Source organism: Marinobacterium sp. NO-S09 (assembly GCF_059179545.1).
The window spans coordinates 3,834,833-3,852,451 of sequence record NZ_CP168954.1; the positions used below are offsets into that span (position 1 = coordinate 3,834,833).

The following is a 17,619-nucleotide window of genomic DNA, read 5'->3' on the forward strand; positions in this document are numbered from 1 at the left end:
ATTATGCAGCTATTGTACCCAAGGCAGGCGGCGGATTCAGCAATGCTTGCGAGCCGGAGCCCGTGCATCGATAATCGCCTGATGCGTACACTAATTCCAGCTTTGCTTATCACCCTGCTCACAGCCAGTCATCCTCTTGTTGCGGCGGAGGATGGCGAGCGTGCACAGGCCGGCGTCACCAGTCTTGAAGATCAGCTGATTGAAGCGCTGGACAGCAGCTATGAACTGCTGGAGCTGGATACCGGCGATGACCGCTATTCACTGGTGTTCCGCCCGGCCATGACGGCCAACGCCCTGGGTAACCTGTTGCTGCTGCCCGATACCGGCAGTGCTGAGGCCTGGCTGGAACAGTCTCGCGCCCTGGCTGCCTACCTGCCGGAACATGGCTGGAACTTGATGATCGTGCAGCCGCCGCTGCCACCCGACCCATCACTGCCCACAAGAACCCTTCCGGTTATCAAACGTCTGAATACAGCACCGGCGACCGCCACTGAGGATACTGACACTGACGCTGACGCAGCAGCCCCTGTACCAGCGCCAACCGCCCCGGCCGAAACAACCGATGCGGCTGCGGAAAATGAGGCACAACCTGAACAGGCACAACCCTTCCCCGACCGCTACAACGCCCGCTTTCAGGCCGCTTGGGCAGAACTGGTACAGCGCGGCAGCGGCAAGCAAAAACTGGTGTTGGGTATTGGCAGCAGCTCGACCTGGGCGGCGCAGTTTGCACTGGCACGTGGAGAGGATATTGATCTGGCGGTATTGAACCCTCGCCCGACGACTGCAGCGCCCGAGAGCCTGGGAGAACTGATGGTCAAGCTCAAGGAGCGTACCCTGATCGACCTCTACTACCACCCTCTGCCCGGCTACCCGGATGCGGAACCGGATGCTCGCCAGCGCCGCCTGCTGGCACAGCGCGAAGGGCTGAGCCGCTACCACCAAAGCCGGTTACCGGGCGTCTTCAGGGGTTGGAGTGCTGATATGCCCTGGATGACACGTCAGGTACGCGGAGTACTGGAACGTATTTATCTCTCTGACGAGGCCGAACCCGAAAGCCAGGCACCACAGATTCCCCAGCTGCAACCGCCACAGCCCCCGGGAACACGCCCTCAGCCACAGCCGGCCAAGGGCCCCAGTAGTGTCTGATCAACGCATGTTGCGTGATGCCTTGATACGGTCGTAAGCCGCCTGGATCTCCTGGGTTTTCTCTTTCGCCAGCTGAATCATATCTTCCGGAACCCCCTTGGACATCAACTTGTCCGGGTGGTGCTGGCTCATCAGCTTGCGCCAGGTTTTCTTCACCTCGGCATCAGAAGCATCGGGGCTGACACCCAGCACGCCGTAGGCATCCTTCAACAGGCTGGCTGAATCCGCACCCGGATTGGCATGCCCCTGCCAGGAATGCTGACGAAAGGCTTCCTCAGCGCGCATGCGCGACATCAGCAGCTCCACTTCCTGCTGGGTAAACTGCAGCTGGGTAAACACCTGCTGTAGCACCGCCTGCTCGGCCGCACTGATTTCACCATCCGCCATGGCAGCCTGCAGCTGAATTTCCACAAACATAAGCTTCACCGCCGAACGATGCCTGAGCATCAAGGCCAGCGGGCGCAGGACTTCAGCCACATCGAAATGTTCTTCCTTGCCTTCAGAGAAGAAATCGATCGCTTCACGGCGACGTGCATCGCCAAGGCCCATTCGCTGCATCACCTCGCGGGCAAAACGGATTTCCTGCTCGGAAACACGGCCATCGGCTTTGGCGATCTTGCCCATCACCGTAAAGGTGGCGCGGAAGAACAGCTGCTGCGGGTTATAGGCCTGCAGCTTCTTGCTCAGCCCCCGCTGCAGCAGAAAGCCAACGGCGCCGCCCAGCAGCAAGCCCATAGGGCCACCCGAGAGCAGACCAATCAGACCACCGACAATGGCACCACCACGGTATTGCTTAAGTTGTCCCAACAGGGAGTCCATAGTGTCTCCTTATATAACTCCAGCCTTGAGCCGTTCATCCAGCGCCGACAGACGCTCCGGTGTCCCTACATCTTCCCAGTATCCCTGCAGCCGGCTTCCGGTAACAGCACCCGCCTGCATTTTTTCCCGCAGTAGAGGCGCCAGGGCAAAAGCGTCCGCTTCGATACCGTCGAACAGCCCGGGGGTCATTACACTGATGCCGGAGAAGGTCAGCTTTTCAGCACCATCCTGTTTGACCAGGCCATCGCTATGCAGCGCAAAATCCCCCTCGACATGCCAGGGCGGGTTGGCAGTCAGAACAAGATGGGCGCCGCCCGACGGCGGCTGCAAATCGACCAGGGACTCCAGCGGGTGCGTGCTGAACAGGTCACCATTCAGCACAATAAACGGAGCAGTGCCCTGGTCGCACAGCAGCGGCAGTGCCTTGCGAATACCGCCCCCGGTTTCAAGCGGTTCTGACTCGGGCGAGTACTGGATTCGGGCTCCATAGCGCTCCCCGGTACCCAGATACTCTTCAATCTGCTGCCCCAGCCAGGCATGATTGATTACCAGGTCAGGGACACCGGCCGCGACCAGACGCTCGATGTGATACTCGATCAGACACTTGCCGCCCACCTTCAACAGAGGCTTGGGCGTATCCAGCGTCAGCGGCCGCATCCGGGTCCCCAGGCCGGCCGCTAGAATCATCGCTTTCATGCCTGCCACCAGTGCTCCAGTGACTGGCCGGCAAAGCGCGGGTGCGCCTCGAACGCAGGGATGACACGTTTTTCCAGCCAGCGGGTAAAGGTATCCAGCTCTTCATAACGTGCCGATGCGCGGTAGAGATATGACAGAGTGCGCGGCAGGTCATCCAGATAACCTTCCTTGCCATCTCGCAACCAGAGGCGACTGAAGATACCCAGTACCTTGATGTGACGCTGCATACCCATGAGATCAAACTGCTGCTGGAACAGCCCCTGCTCGGCCACCTCAATACCGTCTTTCAGCAAGCGCTGACGGAAGGCTTCAACCCAGAAACGCACCTGCTCATCCGGCCAATCGACGTAACAGTCACGCAATAGAGAAACCAGGTCGTAAGTCACCGGGCCTTTAACGGCGTCCTGGAAATCGATGGTGCCCAGCTCGCCATCTTCGAGCAGCATCAGATTGCGCGAGTGATAGTCACGGTGAACACTGACCTGCGGTTGTCCCAGGGCAGACTCGATCAGCAGTCGCCCGACCAGACCTTGCAGACGAAACTCCTCATCGCTCAATTCCAGCCCAAGAAAACGGGTCAGGAACCACTCAGGGAACAGCGCCATTTCATTGGCCAGCATCACCGGCTCATAGGGCGGAAGCTGAGGATTTGTGGTGCGCTGAATCTGGCGCAGTAGCTCAAAGGCACGGCTGTAGTGCTGCTCGACATTGTTGTCGTCGAGCTCCGGTAACAACAACTGGTCACCAAAGTCTTCCAGCAACATGAATCCCTCTTCCAGATCACTGGCAATAACGCGAGGCACACGGACCCCCTGCGCCAGCCAGCCCTGAGCGATGGCCACGAAGGGCGCACAGTCCTCATGTTCAGGCGGTGCATCCACGGCGATCCAGCTGCCCTCTTCGCCACTGGCACGGAAATAACGCCGGAAGCTGGCATCACCCGATACCGGCTGCAACGCTTCGTCAAGCGGCACATCCTGGTCGCTGGCCTGCTGTTGTACCCACTGTGAAAGCTGTTTCAGCCTCTGACCCATTCGCCTTTATCCTCTAGCACTTGAACTTGTGAATGCTTTATCATGCGTGGTTCGATATGGTACTCGACTTACGGGCCGCCATGAAACAGGCCCGGCCGCAACCGGATAGCGACTCTTCTAATGCCCTTTGACACCCGAGCAGGATTCAAACTGAGCCTGGCCATTGCTGCAGCCCTGGGCAGCCAAGGCCTGCACGCCCAGAACACAACGGAACGCTTGTGGAGCTGTGACCTGGCCCCCGATGGCGAATGGAAATGCGACGTCAATGAAGCGGCGATGAAAAAGCAGGAAGCCGCCGCTGAAGCTGCGGCCTCCGCAACGGTTGAAGAGCCCCCCGAAGAATCCGATACAAACACGGCCAAAGCGCCCGTCGAGCCTACACCAGCACCAGCAAAAGCAACCGCTGATACAGCCACTGACAAACAGAGCACCCGCGTCCGTATCGCGGAGGAACGCCGCACTCAGGAAGCGAACCTGAAACTCAATGCCAGCGGGCCGGATGAGTGGAACTGTGTTGCGGATGGCGATAGCTGGGCCTGTAAGCAAACGGCATCCAGGGTTTTGCAAAGTGCACCTCTGCCATCACCTCGCAAGGCGGTCGTTTTAGCCCCCGAGCAGGCAGCTTATCTGGATTGGTACCCCTACGCCGCTGGCGAGACAACCGGAGCCTGCTCGGGCCGCTATATCCAGCCCGAACTGGACTACCTGCAGGATGATCGTCCGCTCGACCAACAACCAGTTCTCATCAACGCCCTTAACTCCAGCGCAGCGCTCGACGGTCTGACAACTCTGGAAGGTGGCATCCAAATCCAGCGCGGTGGCCGCATGATCAGCAGTACCCGTGGGGAATACAACCGTGAAACCAACCAGGCCCGCCTGTTTGGTGAAGTACGCTATCGCGAGCCCGGTTTCCTGCTGCTGGGCGAGCAGGCAGATGCCGATATGCTTAGCGGTGATACCCGCTTCCACAATGCCCAGTACGTCATGCATGAAGAACACATGCGCGGGCAAGCCAGCCGGATTACCCGTTTTGGCGATAACCGTGTACGTCTCGATGAAGGCGCACTAACCTATTGTGAACCGGGCAGCAACGCCTGGCAGCTGGCGGCCGACTCCATTGTGCTTGACCCGGAAACCGGCCGCGGCGTTGCACGCCACGCCAGCCTCGATGTCATGGGCGTACCTGTTCTCTATACGCCCTATCTGTCTTTCCCCATCGATGACCGTCGCCAGTCCGGTTTCCTGTATCCCAGCATTCGTTACTCCGCCAGCAATGGCATCGATCTGTCGGTGCCCTACTATTTCAATATCGCCTCCAATGTGGACGATACGCTGACGCCCCGTTATATCGGTGAGCGCGGCCTTCTGCTTGAGAACGAACTGCGCTACATGAACAGCTGGTCATCCAACCGTCTCAGCACAGCCTGGATGTCCAATGACGACAAGCTGGGCGAAGACCGCTGGGTGCTGGGCCTGAACCACAACGGTGAACTGCTGGATAACCTCTACAGTCACGTGGACTTCACCCGAGTCAGCGACGATGACTACTACGAAGATCTGAGCACCAGTCTTGAAGTACAGCGTGATGACCACCTGGACCAGCGCCTGGACCTGACCTACCGTCAGCCCAACTGGAACCTGTACTTCAGCACCCAGAGTTACCAGACCATCAGCGGCACCACACCCTACGAGCGCCTGCCACAGCTGCACCTGCAAGGTTGGGAAAGCTACCTTGGCAACGCGCTCAACCTGGATTATGACGCCGAATTCGTTCGCTTCGACCGCGACCTGGACAGCCGTTATGCACCCGGCGTAAGCGCCAATGATGTCCATGACCGCACCACCGGTGACCGTATCCATCTGGAGCCGCGCCTGAGCCTGGCGCTGGACCGCCCCTGGGGTTACCTGCGGCCAAGTGCCAGCCTCTGGTACAGTCAGTATGACCTGGAAAATGACAGCTTCGATATCGATGCCCGTCCCAGTGTTGCTGCCGGGCTGGTCAGTCTGGATTCCGGCCTGATGCTGGAGCGCGGTTACAACACCGACAAGGGCACCTATACACAGACACTGGAGCCCCGCCTGTTCCTGCTGCACGCCAGTGCCGATGATCAGGACGATGCGCCCATTTTCGACTCCAGTGAACTGGATTTCACCTACTACAGCCTGTTCCACACCACCGGCTGGAGTGGCAACGACCGCATCGCAGATACCTCCCAGGCCAGCCTGGGTCTGTCCAGCGCGCTGTATTCCAGCCAGGGACAGGAAGTGATGCGTCTGGCGGCAGCTCAGGCCTACTACTTCAGTGATCGTGATGCGGCTGCACTGCGCCCGGGCGATATTACCGGCCGGGAAAACAGCACCAACCTGGCGACCCTTGCCAGCTGGTCACCGCTGCCCAACCTGCGCCTGAGCCACAACGGTGAAATAGATCGCAACAGCTACGACCTGCTGGAACAGAACTATAAGCTCAGCTTCCGCCCGGGTGACCGCCGTCTGTTCTACTTGAGCTACCGTGACAACACCCGCAAGAAGCCTATCGATGGCAACCAGCAGCTGGACATGGCTTTCCGCTGGCCGATCAATAACCAGTGGACCGGCTACGGCCGCTTGCAACAGGATCTGGATGCCAGCGAGAATCTTGAAACCCTGCTGGGGATCGAGTATTCAAGCTGTTGCTGGAAAGTGCGCCTGACTGGCCGTCGCTGGGTAGTAGACCCGGACAGCATCGATACGGGCGAAGCATTCGAAACAGACAATGGCGTTTTCCTGCAGTTTGTCCTGCGTGGCCTCGGCTCTTTTGGGCAGGACCAGGGCAGTGAATACCTGAAGGAAGTTACCGGATATGACGAGGATGAAGATGGCACTTTCTAAATTTGCACGCCCCCTGCTGGGCCTGCTGGTGATGACAGCTCCCCTGAGCATGGCCAACGCAGAAGTGCTGGACCGAATCGCTGCGGTGGTCAACGAAGGCATCGTATTGCAAAGTGAGCTGGATCAGCGCACGGCACAGGTTCGCCAGCAAGTCGCCGCCGGCAATGACACCCGCCTGCCGCCCGAAGATGTGCTGCGCGAGCAGGTACTGGACCGCCTCATTCTGGAAAGCCTGCAGGTGCAGATTGCCGAACGCCAGGGTATCCGTGTGTCCGACAACCAGCTCAACCAGGCCATTAACCGCATTGCTGAACAGAACGGCATGACCCTGAGCCAGTTTCGTGACGCCCTGATCGCCGAAGGCCAGGACTATGCCCAGGCCCGTGAGCAGATTCGCCGTGAAATCCTCCTGACTCAGGTACAGCAGGGCAGCGTCAACCGCCGCATCAGCGTGTCTGACCAGGAAGTGCAGAGCTTCCTGGATTCCGAGCTGGGCCAGCAGCAGGTGCAGGCCGAATTCCAGCTCCGCAACATTCTGGTTGCTCTGCCCGAAGGCGCCAGCCCGGAGATGATCCAGAAGGCAGAAGCCAAGGCTCTGCGCCTGAGTGAACAGCTTGATGCCGGCACCGATTTTGCTGAACTGGCCATTGCCGAGTCCAATGCACCTAACGCCCTGCAGGGCGGCGAGCTGGGTTGGCGCAAGGAAACCGAGCTGCCGACCGCACTCGCTGACGCCATCGCCAAACTGGGCCCGGGTGAAATCAGTAAGCCGATCAAAACACCGGGTGGTTTCCACCTGCTGAAAGTGGAAGACAAGCGCGGCGGCAAGGTACAGCTGGTGGAACAGACACAGGTTCGCCACATCCTGCTCACACCCAACGAAATCCGCAGCGAGGCCCAGACCCGCCGCGAAATCAACGACCTCTACCAGCGCCTGCAGGAAGGTCAGCCGTTTGATGAACTGGCCCGTCGCCACAGCGATGACAGCGCCAGCGGCTCCCAGGGAGGTGAGCTGGGCTGGACGCAAAACGGCCAGATGGTGCCTGAATTCGAGCAGGTCATGAACACCACCGCAGAAGGCGAAATCAGTCGCCCCTTCGAGTCCAGGTTTGGCTGGCATATCCTGCAGGTGCAGGACCGCCGTACCCAGGACTTGGGTGAAGAGATGCTGGAAGCCCAGGCACGCAATACCATTCGCCAGCGCAAGTTCAGTGAAGAGCTGACCAACTGGCTGCGCGAAATCCGTTCCCAGGCCTACATCGAGCGTAAAATCTAACGTGAGCTGCCCCAGAATAGCGATTACGCCGGGCGAACCCGCCGGCATTGGCCCCGAACTCTGCGCCCAACTGGCACAGCAGGCTCACCCCTGTCAGCTGGTTGCAGTAGCTGACCCGGATCTGCTGCGTCAACGTGCCGAGCTGCTGGGCCTGCCGCTGGAGATTCTGCCGTTCAACAGCAGTTCGCCCGCACAGCCGGCACCGCCGGGCGCCCTCTACTGTCTGCCCGTCGACCTGGTAACAGAAAGCCTCCCCGGCAAGCTCGAAACAGCCAATGCCTCCTATGTACTGGAAACCCTGCGCCAGGCCACCCTTGGCTGCATGTCGGGTGACTTCCAGGCACTGCTGACCGCGCCGGTACACAAGGGCGTCATCAATGATGCCGGTATTCCGTTCAGCGGCCATACCGAATTTCTGGAAGAGATGACCGCCAGCCACAAGGTTGTGATGATGCTGGCCACCGAGGGCCTCAAAGTCGCACTGGCCACCACCCACCTGCCGCTGAGCGCGGTACCGGGTGCCATTACTCGGCCTTTGCTGGAGGACGTCATTACAGTGCTGGTGCACGACCTCAAACATGCCTTTGGCATTGAGCAGCCCCGCATTCTGGTTGCCGGTCTCAACCCCCATGCCGGCGAAGGCGGGCATATGGGGCGCGAAGAGATCGATACCATCACCCCGGTGCTGGAGCAGTTCCGTGAGCAGGGTATCAACCTGATCGGACCACTGCCGGCCGACACCCTGTTTACCGATCACCACCTTCGTGATGCCGATGCCGTGTTGGCCATGTACCATGACCAGGGACTGCCGGTTCTGAAATACAAAGGGTTTGGCCGCGCAGCCAATATCACGCTGGGTCTGCCCATTATCCGCACCTCGGTTGATCACGGCACCGCGCTGGATCTGGCCGGAACCGGCCAGGCTGACGTCGGCAGTCTGCACACCGCCCTCCAGTTCGCGCTGGATATGGCCCGCCATCAAGCAGGACAGTGAACATGAGTAAAAAACCCACCGGCCACAAGGCGCGCAAACGCTTTGGTCAGAACTTTCTGCACGACCAGGGCGTGATCGGCCGTATCATCCGTGCCATCAACCCTCAGCCCAAGCATCACCTGGTCGAAATCGGCCCGGGCCTGGGGGCGCTGACGGAAGAGCTGCTGGATGCGACCAACGGACACCTGGATGCCGTGGAACTGGACCGTGATCTGATTCCGGTGCTGCGTACCCAGTTTTTCCGCTATGCCGACACCTTTACCATCCACGAGGCCGATGCGCTCAAATTCGACTTTGCCGGCCTGAAACAGGATGAACGCCCCTTGCGAATCGTGGGCAACCTGCCCTACAACATTTCGACGCCGCTGATCTTTCATCTGCTGAGCTTTAATGGCCTGATTGAGGACATGCACTTCATGCTGCAGAAGGAAGTAGTGGACCGCCTGGCCGCTGGCCCGGGTGACAACCATTACGGCCGACTGGGGATCATGGCGCAGTATTATTGCCGTGTGGAACCTCTGTTTATTGTTCCTCCCGGTGCATTTTCGCCCGCACCCAAGGTCGATTCCGCTATCGTGAGACTGGTACCCTATGCCGAGCCACCGATTCCGGCCAAGGATGTGGGTCAGTTGCAGCATGTGGTACGTACCGCATTCGGTCAGCGCCGCAAGACCCTGCGCAACAACCTCAAGCAGTTGATCAGCGCAGATGCACTGGAAGCACTTGATATTGATCCGGGCCTACGCCCCGAGCGCCTGACACTGGCCGAATTTGTACGTATCAGCGACGCTTTGACAGACGCTGCCAACAAGACTTGATAACCGGCATTGGCCGACAGACCAACCCAGAGGATACCCGAGCACAGATGGACAGCACCGAGTTCAGCCGCAATATCGAAATCGATGTCGCCACCGCCTACTTGCCGGAGCAATCCGAGCCGGAAGCACACCGCTTCGTTTTTTCCTACCGCATTAAAATCACCAACCATAATGCGGAGAGCGTGCAACTGCTCAGCCGCAAATGGCGTATTACCGACGGCAACGAACATGTTCAGGAGGTACAGGGTGAAGGCGTGGTTGGCGAGAAACCGGTAATTGAACCGGGCCAGAGCTACGAGTACACCAGCGGCACCGTGTTGGCTACTGAAGTAGGCAGCATGGAAGGCAGCTATCAGATGACCACCACCGATGAACTGGAATTTGAAGCGCCCATTTCCCCTTTCACCCTGGCACAGCCGAACGCTCTGCACTAAAAGGATACCCGCGCGACGTTAAAACAGCCCCGGTTGCTGAATCCGGGGCCGCCCCGCCCAGTCTTCAAACCCCTTCAATCCCGGCTTCTGCTGTTCCAGTTGCTGTGCCAGCCAACGGGCCAGCTCCGGCGCTTCGGCATTGCTGGGCGTATGCATGAACACGAAGGGTGTTTTACCCGCCTCTATCCACTCCAGCAGCTTGCCAATCCAGGGCTGCAGCCAGTCCGTGCCCTCCTGCCAATGCAGCGGTGTAATAAACCTCAGCATGGGGGCAGAGCCTGTCGCCAGCACCCGCAGGGGAAGGCGCGGTTTCTGCTGCAGCGCTTCACGGGTCACCGCATCCGTTTTCGGGTTGGCAAAGAGCGCCCGGGTATCAAACATGATGCGGTTTATCCCCAGGGTGTGCAGCAGCACATTGAGCTGCTTTTCCGCATCACCGCCATCAAAAAAGGCAGGATGGCGCACCTCAACCGCATACCGGAATCCCGCCGGCAACTGCTGTAAAAAGTGTCCAAGCTGTGGCAAATGCTCAGGGCCGAAACGGGCCGGCAGCTGCAGACACAGCATGCCCAACTTCTGCTCCAGCGGAGCCAGCTGCACAAAGGTTTTACGCAGCTCTTCTGCACAATGCATCAGGCCAGACTGATGACTAATCGATTGCGGAAATTTGAAACAGAAGCGGAAATGCGCCGGCGTCTGCTCGCGCCAGCGCTTCACGGTCTCCTGTGCGGGCAAGCCGTAAAAGGTGGTATTGCCCTCCACCGAGCTGAAGCTGGCGGCATACTGGCTCAGCTCGGGTTGTCCTGAATCAGGCAAAATGGAGGCTTCCCAGGCCGGGTGCTTCCATTGAGGCAACCCGATGAAGTAGTCTGACGCCATGGCAACTCGTTGTTATACTGCAAGCTCGTGGACACACTTGTCCCTCATATCAAGCTGACAGGGTACTGAATCAGGATGGATTTCGCCTCTCTTCTCGGTATTATTTCTGGCATTGCCCTGATCATCAGTGCCATTTTTCTGGGCGGTAACGCCGATGTCTTCCTGAATGTCCCCGGCCTGATGATTGTCGCCGGCGGTACGCTGGCCGCCACCCTGCTGACGGTGAACTTCAAGGATGTAACCAACGCCTTCAAGGCCGCCTGGATTGTGTTCACCCGCGACAACACCAACCCCCAGGAAATGATCGACACCATGCTCGAGCTGAGCCGGGTTTCGCACCGCCATGGTTTGCTCAAGCTGGGCGACGTGGAAAGTGATTCACACGTGCTCAAGCGCGCCTGCAACCTGCTGGCAGAAGCCGCGTCTGAGCAAGTCATCCGCAACACTCTGCAGAACGAAATCGACTCGCTGATTGCGCGCCACCACTCGGTGCAGGATGTATTCCGTAAAATGGGCGCTTATGCCCCGGCCTTCGGTATGCTCGGTACCCTGATCGGTTTGATCCAAATGCTGAGCCAGCTCTCCAACCCGGAAACCATCGGCCCTGCCATGGCCGTCGCCCTGCTGACCACCTTTTACGGCTCCCTGCTGGCCACTGTGGTATTCCTGCCCATTGCCGGCAAACTGCATGCACGTACCCTCGCTGAGGTGACTAACCTGGAAATCATCCGTGAAGGCTGCATCAGCATCCTGACCAACGACCACTACATGCACGTGTACGAGCAGCTGGCCTCCTATCTGCCCGAAGCCCAGCGCAAACCGGTCAAGCTTGGCAAGCAACAGAAGGAAACCGCCGCTGACGGAGGATCTGCCAAGGGTAATGCAGGTAAGGCAGCCGCCGGAAAACAGCAGAAACCGGCCGGTCCGCGAGGTTAGCCATGAGCAGTCGCCGCCGAGAATTAACCAATGATCAGGGCAGCCCCGGATGGCTGATGACCTATGCCGACCTGATGACGCTGCTGCTGGTATTTTTCGTGCTGCTGTTTTCCATGTCCAACCTAGAAAAAGAACGCTTCGCTGACGCCATGCAATCGTTCAAGACCGCCTTCCAAAATGCGGTGTCCGGCGCGCCTGACTCAATCATCCCTCTGGAAACAATGAGCCCCGGCACACCTTCGGACATCAACGATGCCATCATGCAGTCACCTCAGGAAAGTACGCCGGCGGAGAAAAATGATGCCGAGGACAGCGCTCAATCTGAAATAGCAGCCATGGAGTGGCAACAGCTGACCAGTGACCTGGAGCGTGCCTTCCAGCTGATGCAGATGGAAGATGCAGTCGAAATAGGCGCCCCCAAAGATGGCAAACTGTCGCTGCGAGTGAAAGGCGCAGCCCTGTTCAACTCGGGCTCGGCGGATTTCAACTACGCCATGCTGCCCATGCTGGACGCCCTGCTTGAGACACTCATCGTCAACCCTGGCTACAAGATGGAGATTCAGGGACACACGGACGACATCCCGATTCAAACGGCGCAATTCCCTTCCAACTGGGAGCTGTCGGCCGTGCGCGCGACAACCGTACTGCGCTACCTGATTGATTCGGGGATTAACCCCAAACGCCTTACTGCCACCGGTTACGGTGCGTCGATTCCACTGATGCCCAACATCAGCCCGGATAACCGCGCCGCCAACCGACGTATTGAATTCGTTTTGGAAAAGCGAGCTTCTCAGCCATGAAACCAAGGATTACGATACCCGACCTGCAGGATAGCGGTCGCCGGGCTTACCGCCTCGAGGTAACACCCGAGGACCCGATCCAGGTTCATATCGACGACCTGGCGATTGAGGTGCGCAACCTCTCCGCCACCGGCATGGCGTTTGTCAGCCACCAGCCCCTTGTCGATACCACCGTTGCCGCCCATATCGCCTTCACCCTGAACACGCGCAGCGTCAGGATGGATTGCAACCTGAAACTGGTCCGCAAGGTTGGCCAGGTCTGGTGTGCCGACTTCAAAGGCCTAAGCCTGATGGAGCAAAAGTTATTGTCGCAGTTCATCACCCAATGTCAGGCGAGCGCTATACGAAAAGACGTATGATCGTAATAACTTCTTGACATAAGCTTCACGCATCCGTAGTATTCGCATCATCAAGTTGATGCGGGGTGGAGCAGTCTGGTAGCTCGTCGGGCTCATAACCCGAAGGTCGTTGGTTCAAATCCAGCCCCCGCTACCAAATTCAGAGAAAGCCGGTAACCGAAAGGTGCCGGCTTTTTCGCTTTCTGGGCAATGGGTTACGAGCTGGCAGCTCGTGGGCTCAGCTCTTGATAACCCCGGGCGAAGGTCGTTAGGTCTGATTCAACCCTTGCTGGAAGCTCCGCTGATAAAGGAATCATCTTATTTGGATTTCTTTTTGTGATTACGTTGACAAGGGCAAGGTCGATGCGTAGTATTCGCGCTTCAAGTTGATGCGGGGTGGAGCAGTCTGGTAGCTCGTCGGGCTCATAACCCGAAGGTCGTTGGTTCAAATCCAGCCCCCGCTACCAAATTCAGAGAAAGCCGATTTCGAAAGAGATCGGCTTTTTCGCTTTCTGGGCAATGGGTTACGAGCTGGCAGCTCGCCGGGCTCAGCTCTTAATAAAACACGTGCGAAGGTCGTTGGTTCAAATCCATCCCCCGCTACCAAATTCAGAGAAAGCCGGTAACCAAAAGGTGCCGGCTTTTTTCGCTCTCTGGGCAACTGGTTACGAGCCTGGTCGCTCGAAGGCCGGTAACGAAAAGCACTTGGCTTTAGCTGATATTGTGCTGGTAGAGTTCGACAAACTCATCTGCCGGCATGGGGCGGTAATACAGAAAACCCTGCCCCACTTCGCAGCCGATACTGTGCAGCAAGGCACTTTGCTCGGTGGTTTCTATTCCTTCAGCTACTACAGAGAAATCGAGCTTATCCAGAAGCTGCATAACCCCCTGCAGCAGAGTGGCAGCACGCTCGTCCTGACACAGGTCGGCCACAAAATCGCGGTCGATTTTGACCACATCCAGTGGCAGGCGTCGCAGGTAGGTCAAACTGGAATAGCCGGTGCCAAAGTCGTCCAGCGCCAAGCTGAAGCCTGCGTTACGCAGGGCCTGAAGCCGTTCCAGCACGGTATCGGCCAGATTGATGAACGCGGTTTCCGTAATTTCCAGCTCGATGCAGCCGGGGTCCAGACCGAAGCGCTTAACGGTATTGGCGCACCATTCAACCAGATCAGGTTCCTGCAGCTGCTTGGCCGACAGATTGATGCTGATACGCGGCAGCTGATACCCGGCTGCTGCACTTTCCTGTAACAGACGGCAGCTGCGAGCAAACACCCAGCGGTCCAGCGCCACAATGAGCCGACTTTCTTCAGCCAACGGGATGAACTCCGCCGGTGAGATCAGGCCCTTTTCGGGATGCTCCCAGCGCAACAATATCTCAGCGCCAGCGATCTGCCCTTCGGGCAAGGAGACTTTTGGCTGCAGGTAGAGCTTCAGCCCAAGGTCTGCATCCGGTTGCGTCGCTAACATCAGCTGCTGCTCCAGCATCAACCGGTGCCACATGGCACTACTGATGGCTTCATCATAAAAACGGTAGCCGTCGCGACCGGACTGCTTGGCAGCCGTCATGGCCGTCTGTGCCGAAGCCAACAGCGTATCGGCATCACTGGCATCTTTGGGCGCCAGAGCAATGCCGACCGACGGACTCAAACGAATGATTTCACCATCCAGCGTAACCGGCTGCTGTAGCAGTTGGACACAGCGCACAGCCTGACGGGCAATATCGGTCAAATCACAGGAAGTGAGCTGAAGCATGACAAACTCGTCCCCGGTCAGGCGGAACAGCTGGAAAGCCGAGCCAGTCAACTCGCGCAAGCGCTGACTTAGACAGCGGATCAACTGGTCGCCTCCACGCATGCCAAAACGATCATTGATGGGTGACAGCTGCCCCAGATCCACACACATTAACGCCAGAGGCTTCGTTCCCTCTTCGCCAAATTCATGATGGAGGGTCTGGATCAGTTTATGTCGGTTGCCTACACCGGTGAGCGGATCCGTAAAGGCAAGCTGCTCAATTTCTGCCTCTTTGGCCCGCATTTCGGTCAGGTCATGTAGCACTGAAACATAGTGGGTAACCTCCCCTTCCTGCCCCCTGAGCGCACTGATCGACATCCACTGCAGGTAGACCTCTCCGGACTTGCGTCGATTCCATACTTCACCCTGCCAGCGCCCATGTTCACTCAGCGTGGCATTCATCTGCTCATAAAAGTCCTGCTCATGATGGTTAGAGCGCAAGAAACGCGGCGTCAGCCCTGTAACCTCTTCAGCGGTGTAGCCGGTAATCTGAGTAAACGCCGGGTTCACACGCTGAATACGCGCGCCCGAGTCAGTCACCATGATGCCTTCGATGGTGCTGTCGAGAATACGGTCTGCCATCGCTTCCTGCGTATGCAGGGCCTGTTGCAATCGCAAGTCCTGACCAATCCCGGTCAGTCCGGTAACACGGCCTTTTTCATCAAGATGAGCTAACACTCGCAGACTGACGGGAATAGATGTGCCATCCAGTGAGCGAAACACAATAGTGCCGTTCCAGCAGCCAGAGGAACGCACTTGCGGAAAGGCCTCATCCTTCAGCAGCCGCAGATTTTCATCATCATGAAAGTCATGCACATACATTGGGTTGGCATGGAGGTCGTGGTCCAGACCGATCCCCAGCATGCGACGCCCGGAACGGTTCATGAATTCAATTCGGCTATCTCGATCCAGACTGGCGATAAAGTCACCGGTCAAATCCAGAAACTGGCGCTGTCTGTTCATCTGCTTCCGCTGCACCTGAGTTATGCCGACTTGCGACACCAGAACTGATGCGCCAGCGCATTCAATTCCGTTGCTACCGTCAATACCTGTTGTCCTGCCCGGGAGCTTTGCTCAACTGCTCCGAGGTTCCGTTCAGAAAGTGTCTGAATAGAGACAATACTACGGTCAATTTCACTTGCAACACTGCTCTGCTGCTCAACCGCCGATGCGGTCTGGACACTCATGTCACTGATACGACGAATGGCTCCCAGGATATTATCCAGCGCATGTTCGGTTTCATCACTGAGCTCCACGCAGCGATCTGCCCGCTCACGCCCCTGATTGATGGTATCCACGGCATCACTGGCACTGGTTTGCAGCTTTTCAATCATGGCACGCACTTCGCCCGTCGAGTTTTGTGTCCTCAGGGACAGTGAGCGTACTTCATCCGCCACCACGGCAAAACCGCGACCGGCATCCCCTGCACGTGAAGCCTCAATGGCGGCGTTCAACGCCAACAGATTGGTTTGTTCGGAAATATCGTTAATGACATCCAGTACATTGGCAATATTGCGACTGTGTCCGTTTACCTTAGCAATAACCCCCTCGGCCTCGGCAATATGTGCCTGCAGGTCATGTACAGCTGATGCCGTGGCTTCCACCGTTTGTCTGCTGTGAGCCACTTCACTGACCGCTTCCTCCGCCGCCTGGGAGCTATACTGGGCATTGGTCGCTACCTCTTGCACCGAGGCCGACATTTGGCTGATGGCGGCAGCAGACTGCTCCATCTCGATCGACTGATGCTGCATACCGGTTTGCGACTGACTCACCGCCTCGCTAAGCATTTCGGCATCGTCTTTCAATTGTCGGGCCGAATCATCCATGCGCCCCACCAAGCCATCGCACTCTGAGCTCAGCTGTTTAAGCAGCAGACGCATCTGGCCGATATCATCCTGACGACCGGTGTAGACGTAACGTGCGACCGGGTCGTTCAGCTGCTGCTGGCACTCCGCCACCAGCCGGCGCCAGGGTGAAAGTGCCAACAGCATGCCTGACAGCATCAAGGCCATCACCGCGGCCCAGATCATGGGACTCTCTTCAGGGTAAAACAGATTTAGTGCCAGCCCGGCCAGGCCCGGCACCAGCACCGATGCCAACAGACGGCCGGTCAGGCCCATTTTGGCGACTGGGTTGGCAGGCAGAGGCGAACGGCCTGACATCAGGCGCGGATAGACTTTCTCGGCCCGCGCCACAGCGTCACGTTCAGGGCGGCGCCTGACAGACTGATATTCGCAGGTTTCCCCATCCCGCTTGATGGGCATCACAAAGGCATCCACCCAATAGTGATCCCCATTTTTACAGCGGTTTTTGACGAGTCCCATCCAGGTATGGCCGGACTTGACCCTGTCCCATAAAGTGGCAAACGCAGCGGGTGGCATATCCGGGTGACGGACGATGTTGTGATTGCGCCCCAACAGCTCTTCGGTTTCAAATCCGCTGATGGCGACAAAGTCAGGGTTGACGTAGGTAACCGCTCCTTTCAGATCGGTGGTAGACAGTATATTGGCATGCTCCGAGACGTTTTTTTCTTGTTGTGTCACCGGTTCATTGATTTTCATTACAGTCCCTTGCCAGTGGCATATAGTTCACTTTTTGTACTGCTTTTTTCAAAACATTACTCCAGTTGCCAGGCGCAGACAATAACCTTACTTAATGCAGTGATAAATTAAGCTTTGGTTAATATTTGTATTCCCTTTAGCCACGCAAAAAAACGCACCAATAGACTACACAACCTGCACCAAATTAGTGCATACAAGCCAAAGACACACCTCAGCCAATTAATCG

At 57.7% G+C, this 17,619-nt stretch carries 15 protein-coding genes and 2 tRNA genes; 11 read left to right on the forward strand and 6 right to left on the reverse strand.

What is annotated here, in order from left to right; all coding sequences use genetic code 11:
- The first annotated feature begins 81 nt into the window (after positions 1-81).
- On the forward strand, positions 82-1,146 hold the full coding sequence (locus O3C79_RS17690; RefSeq protein ID WP_494384161.1) for a DUF3530 family protein: 1,065 nt from the start codon (positions 82-84) through the stop codon (positions 1,144-1,146).
- Here O3C79_RS17690 and djlA read toward each other — a convergent pair whose 3' ends face one another.
- Genes djlA through O3C79_RS17705 form a run of 3 tightly spaced genes read right to left on the reverse strand, consistent with a single transcriptional unit; the run spans position 1,147 to position 3,695 of the window.
- Positions 1,147-1,965 carry a co-chaperone DjlA gene (gene djlA / locus O3C79_RS17695; RefSeq protein ID WP_010322888.1) on the reverse strand — a complete coding sequence of 273 codons (819 nt, stop codon included), beginning with the start codon at positions 1,963-1,965 and terminating at the stop codon, positions 1,147-1,149. It lies immediately after the preceding gene.
- A gap of 9 nt (positions 1,966-1,974) precedes the next feature.
- Entirely contained in the window at positions 1,975-2,661 is a 687-nt protein-coding gene (gene murU, locus O3C79_RS17700; RefSeq protein ID WP_494384162.1) for an N-acetylmuramate alpha-1-phosphate uridylyltransferase MurU, read from the reverse strand.
- Positions 2,658-3,695 (reverse strand): aminoglycoside phosphotransferase family protein, encoded by a 1,038-nt coding sequence (locus O3C79_RS17705; RefSeq protein ID WP_494384163.1) that lies wholly within the window; start codon positions 3,693-3,695, stop codon positions 2,658-2,660. The genes murU and O3C79_RS17705 overlap by 4 nt, the downstream gene beginning before the upstream one ends.
- 120 nt (positions 3,696-3,815) lie before the next feature.
- Between O3C79_RS17705 and O3C79_RS17710 the strand changes: the two genes are divergently transcribed.
- The 5 genes from O3C79_RS17710 to apaG are packed head-to-tail and all read left to right on the forward strand — an operon-like array spanning position 3,816 to position 10,088.
- Positions 3,816-6,566 (forward strand): LPS-assembly protein LptD, encoded by a 2,751-nt coding sequence (locus O3C79_RS17710; protein WP_494384164.1) that lies wholly within the window; start codon positions 3,816-3,818, stop codon positions 6,564-6,566.
- Positions 6,553-7,842 (forward strand): peptidylprolyl isomerase, encoded by a 1,290-nt coding sequence (locus O3C79_RS17715; RefSeq protein WP_010322892.1) that lies wholly within the window; start codon positions 6,553-6,555, stop codon positions 7,840-7,842. The genes O3C79_RS17710 and O3C79_RS17715 overlap by 14 nt, the downstream gene beginning before the upstream one ends.
- 1 nt (position 7,843) lies before the next feature.
- On the forward strand, positions 7,844-8,836 hold the full coding sequence (gene pdxA, locus O3C79_RS17720) for a 4-hydroxythreonine-4-phosphate dehydrogenase PdxA (protein ID WP_494384165.1): 993 nt from the start codon (positions 7,844-7,846) through the stop codon (positions 8,834-8,836).
- Positions 8,837-8,838: 2 nt separating this feature from the next.
- A complete protein-coding gene (gene rsmA / locus O3C79_RS17725) occupies positions 8,839-9,654 on the forward strand; it encodes a 16S rRNA (adenine(1518)-N(6)/adenine(1519)-N(6))-dimethyltransferase RsmA (RefSeq protein ID WP_494384166.1) in 816 nt (271 codons plus the stop codon).
- 47 nt (positions 9,655-9,701) lie between these two features.
- A complete protein-coding gene (gene apaG / locus O3C79_RS17730; protein ID WP_010322895.1) occupies positions 9,702-10,088 on the forward strand; it encodes a Co2+/Mg2+ efflux facilitator ApaG/CorD in 387 nt (128 codons plus the stop codon).
- Between the two features lie 18 nt (positions 10,089-10,106).
- On the opposite strand, the gene O3C79_RS17735 is transcribed toward apaG, so the two are convergent.
- Positions 10,107-10,967 carry a DUF72 domain-containing protein gene (locus tag O3C79_RS17735; RefSeq protein ID WP_494384167.1) on the reverse strand — a complete coding sequence of 287 codons (861 nt, stop codon included), beginning with the start codon at positions 10,965-10,967 and terminating at the stop codon, positions 10,107-10,109.
- A gap of 75 nt (positions 10,968-11,042) precedes the next feature.
- Here O3C79_RS17735 and O3C79_RS17740 point away from each other — a divergent pair, with 75 nt between their 5' ends.
- The 5 genes from O3C79_RS17740 (at position 11,043) to O3C79_RS17760 (ending at position 13,508) form a co-directional block, all read left to right on the forward strand.
- The gene (locus O3C79_RS17740; protein ID WP_494384168.1) at positions 11,043-11,903 is read left to right on the forward strand and encodes a motility protein A; all 861 of its coding nucleotides are present in this window, start codon (positions 11,043-11,045) and stop codon (positions 11,901-11,903) included.
- Positions 11,904-11,905: 2 nt separating this feature from the next.
- Positions 11,906-12,703 carry a flagellar motor protein MotB gene (locus O3C79_RS17745; RefSeq protein ID WP_010322898.1) on the forward strand — a complete coding sequence of 266 codons (798 nt, stop codon included), beginning with the start codon at positions 11,906-11,908 and terminating at the stop codon, positions 12,701-12,703.
- Complete coding sequence (locus O3C79_RS17750; RefSeq protein WP_494384169.1) at positions 12,700-13,062, forward strand: PilZ domain-containing protein; 363 nt, start codon at positions 12,700-12,702, stop codon at positions 13,060-13,062. The genes O3C79_RS17745 and O3C79_RS17750 overlap by 4 nt, the downstream gene beginning before the upstream one ends.
- Before the next feature lie 59 nt (positions 13,063-13,121).
- Positions 13,122-13,198, forward strand: a tRNA-Met gene (locus tag O3C79_RS17755).
- 233 nt (positions 13,199-13,431) lie between these two features.
- Positions 13,432-13,508, forward strand: a tRNA-Met gene (locus O3C79_RS17760).
- Between the two features lie 244 nt (positions 13,509-13,752).
- Here O3C79_RS17760 and O3C79_RS17765 read toward each other — a convergent pair.
- A complete protein-coding gene (locus O3C79_RS17765; RefSeq protein ID WP_494384170.1) occupies positions 13,753-15,795 on the reverse strand; it encodes a putative bifunctional diguanylate cyclase/phosphodiesterase in 2,043 nt (680 codons plus the stop codon).
- Between the two features lie 20 nt (positions 15,796-15,815).
- Positions 15,816-17,393 carry a methyl-accepting chemotaxis protein gene (locus O3C79_RS17770; RefSeq protein ID WP_494384171.1) on the reverse strand — a complete coding sequence of 526 codons (1,578 nt, stop codon included), beginning with the start codon at positions 17,391-17,393 and terminating at the stop codon, positions 15,816-15,818.
- Positions 17,394-17,619 lie beyond the last annotated feature (226 nt).